This is a genomic window from Streptomyces sp. NPDC006450, assembly GCF_040612195.1.
Classification (GTDB): Bacteria; Actinomycetota; Actinomycetes; order Streptomycetales; family Streptomycetaceae; genus Streptomyces.
In genome coordinates this window covers 1-6301 of the sequence record NZ_JBEXPT010000021.1, presented here as the reverse complement: position 1 = coordinate 6301, position 6301 = coordinate 1, and the positions used below count along the sequence as shown (strand labels likewise).

The 6301-nt window shown below is 76.5% G+C and carries 4 protein-coding genes; 1 reads left to right on the top strand and 3 read right to left on the bottom strand.

All coding sequences use genetic code 11. From position 1 onward, the window contains the following. Window positions 1-121: 121 nt before the first annotated feature. From ABZY57_RS10195 to ABZY57_RS10185, 3 genes are read right to left on the bottom strand one after another with little or no spacing between them, the layout of a single operon-like run. Window positions 122-361: a hypothetical protein gene (locus tag ABZY57_RS10195; RefSeq protein WP_356510119.1), complete on the bottom strand. Its 240-nt coding sequence runs from the start codon at window positions 359-361 to the stop codon at window positions 122-124. A 20-nt stretch (window positions 362-381) separates the two neighbouring features. Continuing rightward, on the bottom strand, window positions 382-2430 hold the full coding sequence (locus tag ABZY57_RS10190; protein WP_356510117.1) for a 4-alpha-glucanotransferase: 2049 nt from the start codon (window positions 2428-2430) through the stop codon (window positions 382-384). Between the two features lie 15 nt (window positions 2431-2445). Then, entirely contained in the window at window positions 2446-2709 is a 264-nt protein-coding gene (locus tag ABZY57_RS10185; RefSeq protein ID WP_356510115.1) for a hypothetical protein, read from the bottom strand. Window positions 2710-3107: 398 nt separating this feature from the next. Between ABZY57_RS10185 and ABZY57_RS10180 the strand changes: the two genes are divergently transcribed. After that, complete coding sequence (locus ABZY57_RS10180) at window positions 3108-6137, top strand: beta-N-acetylglucosaminidase domain-containing protein (protein WP_356510114.1); 3030 nt, start codon at window positions 3108-3110, stop codon at window positions 6135-6137. Window positions 6138-6301 lie beyond the last annotated feature (164 nt).

Genomic DNA, 6301 nt, shown 5'->3' with positions numbered 1-6301 from the left:
CTCTGCCTCTACGTGGCCCTGCCGATCGTGCTGTTCCTGGTCATCGCCGGTCTGGTGATGGCCGGCGCCCCGTAAGAATCGTTCGAGCGAGGAACCCCCGGAGGGGTCGGGCTCGCTGGGGTCAGCTCTCGTTCTGCGTCTTGCGCGACTTGTCGCCGACCATCACCAGACCGGCGATGACCAGGAACAGCACGATCGGCAGGGCCACGTAGAGGCCGAGCGTCTCGGCGACGCTCAGGCCCGGACCCGGGTCGTCGCCGTCGTCACGGGTGACCGCGAGGGCCGGAGACGTCATCAGCAGCATCATCAGCGTCGTTCCGGCCGTGACGGCGCCGGCGCGCAGAGCGTTCTTCTTGTCCACGGTGCAAACGTAGCGAACACCTAAACGCCGCGCGCGCCCGGGGGTGCCGTACGGGTTCCCACCGCCCCCCGCACCGCCCCCAGCAGGGCGTTCGCCCGCGGCGAGGCGGCCAGCGCCTCCAGGGACAGCGGCCTGCCCTCCGCGTCGGCGACCGGGAGCCGCCAGTTGGGGTACTGGTCCCAGGTGCCGGGCAGGTTCTGCGGCCGCCGGTCCCCCACCGCGTCGGGCAGCCAGACCCCGACGAGCCGGGCCGGGGTGCGCAGCAGGAACCCGTACAGGGACCGTACGGCGGCCTCCTCGCCCTTGGTGTCGAGCCCGAGGTCCTCCAGTACGTCCAGCCAGCGTGCCGTGTCGGCCGCGTCCTCGGCGCGCTCGCGCTCCGCCGGGCGGGTCAGCAGGCCCAGCCGGTCCCGCAGTTCCACGTGGGAGCCGGCCAGTTTGGCGGCCGTGGGGGGCAGGTCGTGGGTGGTCACGGTGGCCAGGCAGTCGGCCCGCCAGCGCTCCGGCTCCAGCGGCTCCCCGTCACCGCCCCAGTCCCGCTCGAACCACAGCACCGAGGTGCCCAGCACCCCGCGCCGGGCCAGCGCCTGACGGACCCCCGGCTGCACGGTGCCGAGGTCCTCGCCGATGACCAGGGCCCCCGCCCGGTGCGCCTCCAGGACCAGCAGGGCGAGCATCGCCTCCCCGTCGTACGAGACGTACGCGCCTTCGGCGGGCGGGGTCCCTTCCGGGATCCACCAGAGCCGGAACAGTCCCATGACGTGGTCGATGCGCAGGGCGCCCGCGTACCGGAACACCCCCCGCAGCAGGGCCCGCAGCGGCGCGTACCCGGTGGCCGCCAGCCGGTCGGGCCGCCACGGGGGCAGACCCCAGTCCTGGCCGCGCGCGTTGAAGGCGTCCGGCGGGGCTCCGACGCAGACGGCCCGGGCGTAGTGGGGAGCCCCGAAGGGAGCTTCGCAGGGGGCCCCGGTGGCGTCCGAGCCCTCCGGGTGCACCCCGACGGCCAGGTCGTGCACGATGCCCACCGCCATCCCGGCCTCCTTGGCGGCCCGCTGGGCGGCGGCGAGCTGGGCGTCGGTGAGCCAGACCAGCCAGCGGTGGAAGTCGGCCCGCGCCTGCGGGTCCTCCCCGGCGTGCCCGGCGCACCAGGCGGCGTGCCGGTCCAGCTCCTCGCCCTGCTCGGCACGGAACTCCCCGTAGGCCGCCTCCCGTTCGGGGCTGCGTGGGACGGCGTACAGCAGCTCCAGGGCGGCCCGCTTGAGGGACCAGACGGCGTCCCGGTCGATCAGCGCCCCCTTCTCCAGCACCTCGCGCCGCAGCTGCGCGCCCCGGCCGGCCAGGTCCGCGAGGGCGGCCCGGTCCGGGCAGTCGGCGTACTCGGGGACGTCCTCGATCCGCAGGTGCACCGGGTCGGGGAAGCGGCGCGAGGACGGCCGGTAGGGGGAGGGGTCGGTCGGGGTGCCGGGCACGGCCGCGTGCAGCGGGTTGACCTGGACGAAGCCGGCTCCGTGGACGCGGCCCGCCCAGCGCGCCAGCTCCGCCAGGTCGCCCAGGTCACCCATGCCCCAGGAGCGTTCGGAGAGCACCGAGTAGAGCTGGACGAGCAGCCCGTGGGTGCGCTCGGGCGCCGCCGGGGCCCGGTCGGGGGCCACGATCAGGGTGGCGGTGGCGGTGCGCCCGTCGGGGGCCTCGGCGTGGATCCGGTGCACGCCGAGCGTCGGCTCCCCCGCGTCGGCGGCGCTCCAGGGGACGGGGCTGCCCGCGTCCCCCGACGGCCCGCCCTCCTCCGCCTCCAGCACGGTCCGGGTCCCCGGCGGGAGCGTGCCCAGCTCCACCGGCGGCCGGGATCCGGCCCACCACACCAGCACGCGCGGCAACAGCCGGTGCGCCGCGTCGTGTTCGGCGGCGGTGAGGTGTGCCCGTACGGACTCCGGGGTGTCCGTGTCCACCCCCAACTGCCGCAGAACGGCGGCGACGGTGGCCTCCGGGACCCGGAGGGTGACGTCCTCGGCGGGCTGGTAGGTGGTGGCGACTCCGTACAGGGCCGCGAGCCGGGCGAGGTCGTCCATCAGGTTCCTTGTCGTCTAGTCACCCGCGGCTGCCGCCGCGGCATGGGTGCTCGGCTCGCTGGTCAGCGGGGCCTCGCAGGCGAGCGGGGGCTCACTGGTCAACGGCGCGTGCGCGGCGTCGGCGATCGACGGCTCGCTGGTGAGGGGCCGTTCGTCGGGTCCGGACTGGGCCGGCAGGTGGGCGAGCGGCGGACGCCGTTTCGGGGCGGACGCGACGGACGCGTCGGATATGACGGTGGTGGCGGTGGCGTTCTCGGTTTTCACGGCCTCGGTGTTCACCGGCAGGTACTCCTTCGTACGTGAGGATCGATCAGGACCCGTGGACGGCTCCCACTGTGTCGGTCCGCGCGCCGTCCGCGCACCACCGACAGTGGAAATTCTCCTGTGCGGTCCGTGAATCCGTACAGACGTGCCTGCGTTCGAGCCGTGTGCGGGAGGTGTTGCGGAGCTCCGCGCCGATCACCACACGTCCGGAGCCCTCGCCCCGGCGTGCGGGACCGCCGTGAACATCCCCCGGCGCACGGCCCGGAGAACATCCCAGCCCTACCCAGTCGGCGGCACCGCATTCATGGCCGATCCAGGTCAGATCACCCGCGGGCGTTGACACCCCGGCCGTACGGATGGTGGGCTCTGGCTCGTTCGTACGAGCGGGGGACGACTCGGGACGGGGTGGCTCCGTGCAGATCAGGGGCAGCAAGCGGGCCACGGCCACCGCCGCGGCGGTCGCCGTCATCGGTGCGCTGCTGAGCGGCTCGGCCGTGGTGGGTCCCCCCACCGCCGTCACCGCGCCGACCTCGCCGGACGCGCCGGACGCACCCGCCGCGCCCGGCACCGCGGCGGCTCCCGCCGCGCTGCGCGACCCGGCACCCCTCCCCGTGCTCGACCCCGGCTCCGCTCCGGCGCGCACCGCCGCCGAGGGCCCCGCGGTGCATCCCCGGCCGCAGTCCATGGCCGCCGACCCGGCGCGCGCGGTGCCGCTGGGCGCCGAGGCCGTCCTGGTCCTGCCCGCGGACGTGGACCCGGACGCCGCCCGGCTGGTGCGCGACGCCCTGCGCGGGGCGGGCGTACGGATCCTGCACGAGCGGGCCGACGGGGAGCCGCTGCCCGGGTCGGGACCCGTCGTACGGCTCCAGGGGCAGGGCGAGGGCGGCGGCACCGAGCGGGCGCTGCGGGCCCTGGGCGCGGACGCGGCCGGCGACCTGCCGGCCGGCGGCTACCGGCTGGCGGTGGGCCGCGCCGAGGGGCGGGACACGGTCGCGCTGGCCGGCGTGGGCGAGGACGGACTGTTCCACGCGGCGCAGACGCTGCGTCAACTGCTGGCCCAGGGCGGCGGGAAGGTGCCCGGGGTCCTCGTGCGGGACTGGCCGTCCACCCCGGTGCGCGGGATCACGGAAGGGTTCTACGGGACTCCGTGGACGGCGGCCGAGCGCCTCGCGCAGGTGGAGTTCATGGGCCGCACCAAGCTGAACCGGCTGCTGCTCGCCCCCGGCGACGACCCGTACCGGACCACGGAGTGGCGCCGCGACTACCCGGCGCCGCAAGCGGCCGAACTGCGGCAGCTGGCCGACCGGGCGCGCGCCAACAAGGTCGTGCTCGCCTGGGCGGTGGCGCCCGGACAGTCGATGTGCCTGGCATCCTCGGCCGACCGGGCGGCGCTCGCCCGCAAGCTGGACGCCATGTGGGACCTCGGGTTCCGGGCGTTCCAGGTGCAGTTCCAGGACGTCAGCTACACCGAGTGGGGCTGCCGGGCCGACCGGGAGCGGTACGGCAGGGGCCCGGCGGCGGCCGCCAAGGCGCACGCGGAGGTAGCGGGCGAGCTGGCCGCACACCTGGCCGGGCGCTACCCGGGGGCGCCCGCGCTGTCCCTGCTGCCGACGGAGTACTACCAGGAGGGCGCGACGCCCTACCGGACCGCACTGGCCGAGGCCCTGGACGACCGGGTGGAAGTGGCCTGGACGGGCGTCGGCGTGGTGCCGCGCACCATCACCGGGCCGGAGATGGCCGGAGCGCGCTCCGCGCTCGGGCAGCACCGGCTGGTCACCATGGACAACTACCCGGTCAACGACTGGGATCCGGGCCGGATCTTCCTCGGCCCCTACGCGGGACGGGACCCGGTGGTCGCGGGCGGTTCGGCGGCCGTACTGGCCAACGCGATGCCCCAGGGCACCCTGTCGCGCATCCCGCTGTTCACCGCGGCGGACTTCACGTGGAACCCGCGCGGCTACCGGGCCGCCGACTCCTGGGCGGCGGCCGTGGCCTCGCTCGCCGGAGCCGACCCCAAGGCCCGGGAGGCACTGGCCGCGCTCGCCGGGAACAACGCCTCCTCCGGCCTCGCGCAGCCCGAGTCCGCCTACCTGGTCCCGCTGATGGAGGAGTTCTGGCGGGCCCGGAGTTCCGGTGACCCGGCGGCCGGAGAGCGGCTGCGCGCCGCCTTCCGCGTGCTGCGCGAGGCCCCGGACCGGCTGCCCGACCTCGCCGGGGAGGCGGGGCCCTGGCTGTCGCGGCTCGCGCGCTACGGGGCCGCCGGCGAGTTGGCGCTCGACGTCCTCCAGGCGCAGGGCCGCGGGGACGGGGCGGCGGCCTGGCGGGCCTCGCAGGCCCTCACCGCCGCCCGCGCGGCGCTGTCCGGGCCGGAAGCCGCCCGGGTCGACAAGGCGGTGCTGGACCCCTTCCTCGCGCGGGCCGCGGCCGAAGCCGACGCGTGGACGGGCGCGGCCCGCACGCCGGGCACGGTGACCCGGCAGGCCGGGGCGTGGACGGTCGAGCTGTCCGGGGCCCGGCCGGTGTCGGTGGTGACCGTGATGACCGACCCGTTGCCGCCCGGCAGCCCGGGCGCGGTGATCGAGGCCCACGTACCGGGAGAGGGCTGGCGCAAGGTCGCCGAGGCGGCGTCGTCGGGCTGGACCCAGGCGGACGTGGGCGGTCTACGGGCCGACGCGGTCCGGCTCGTCTGGTCGGGCCCGGCTCCGGCCGTCCACAGCGTGGTCCCGTGGACGGCGGACGGCCCGGAGGCCCGCTTCGAGCTGGCGCCGAGCGTGGACGCGGAGATCGGCGGGGCCCCGCAGCGGATCCCGGCGCAACTGTCCGCGCTGCGTCCCGGCGAGGTCCGCGGTCCCCTGTCGGCGACGCCGCCGCCGGGGATCTCGGTGCGCCTGCCGACGACGGCCGCGGCCGCGCGGGGTACGACGGCGACCGTCCCGGTGGAGGTCACGGTGGCCGCGGGCACGGCGCCGGGCACCTACGAGGTTCCGGTCACCTTCGGCTCCGAGACGCACACGCTGAAGGTCCGCGCCCATCCGCGCACGGCCGGCCCGAATCTGCTGCGCTCCGCCGTGGCCTCGTCCTCGGCCGACGAGACACCCGCGTTCCCGGCATCGGGGGCGCTGGACGATTCCCCGGCCACCCGCTGGTCCTCGCCCGCGGCCGACGGGGCGTGGTGGCAGGCGGAGCTGGCGGCTCCGGCGCGGATCGGGCTGCTGCGGCTGCGCTGGCAGGAGGCGTACCCGTCCCGGTTCCGGGTGGAGACCTCGGCGGACGGTGTCGGCTGGCATCCGTCGGCGACGGTCGTCTCCCGCGGCGGGGTCGACTCCGTCCGCTTGGACCCCGCGGCCGCCCCGGCCCGCTTCGTCCGGGTCACGTGCGAAACCCGAGCCACCCGCTACGGCTGCAGCCTGCTCGGAGCAGAAGCCTTCGCGGTGGCCCCGTAGGGGGCCCGGCAACCCTGCGGTGCACGTCCCCGGACGGGCTGGAACGTGCCGCTGCACGGCACGTTCCAGACCCCCGCCCGGTCGAGGCGGAGGGGGCCGGGCGGCACCCCCCCGCGCCGGGCGGGGGGGGGTTTGGGAGACCCCCCCCCCCCCCCCAACCGTAT